Genomic DNA, 591 nt, shown 5'->3' with positions numbered 1-591 from the left:
GTGAAGATGAAGGTGGTCGCATAAAAGAGGGTGAAGGCGATGCCTGTGCCTTTGCCGAAGGCGCCCTCGACCAGGATGACGGCTGCGCGCAGCGGATTCTCGCCGACCAGAAGCACGACGAAGCCGGCGACGACGAAGGCGACGAACAGATTGATCAGCGGGATCAGGCCATAGTCGGCCCAGGCCGGCAGTTTGGCGTAGGGCGCGCTCAAAGTGCTGCCTCCTGGTGCTCGATGCCAGCCATCAGCAGGCCGAGCTCGCCCTCGGTCGCTTCGGGGCCGCGTTCGCCGACGATGCGGCCCGCAAACATCACCAGGATACGGTCGGACAGCGAACGGATCTCGTCCAGCTCGACCGACACCACCAGCACCGCCTTGCCCTGGTCGCGCATGGCGATCAGGCGCTTGTGGATGAATTCGATGGCGCCGACATCGACGCCGCGTGTCGGCTGGCCAACGATCAGAACACCAGGGTCCTGTTCCATCTCCCGCGCCAGCACGATCTTCTGCTGGTTGCCGCCGGAGAAATTGGCGGTCTTCAGCCGGCAGTCGGCCGGCCGGATATCGTATTTGGCGATCTTGTCCCTGGCAT

General features: G+C 64.0%; 2 pseudogenes. Both read right to left on the bottom strand.

Going from position 1 to position 591, the window contains the following annotated elements:
* Positions 1-212: pseudogene (locus EN893_RS37000) on the bottom strand (ABC transporter permease); the annotation flags it as partial.
* Positions 209-591: pseudogene (locus EN893_RS36995) on the bottom strand (heme ABC transporter ATP-binding protein); the annotation flags it as partial. The pseudogenes EN893_RS37000 and EN893_RS36995, both read right to left, overlap by 4 nt.

It is taken from the genome of Mesorhizobium sp. M7A.F.Ca.CA.004.04.2.1 (assembly GCF_004022825.1).
GTDB lineage: Bacteria > Pseudomonadota > Alphaproteobacteria > Rhizobiales > Rhizobiaceae > Mesorhizobium.
Note: the sequence above shows the minus strand (reverse complement) of the source record. Positions and strands in the feature narration are given on the sequence as shown.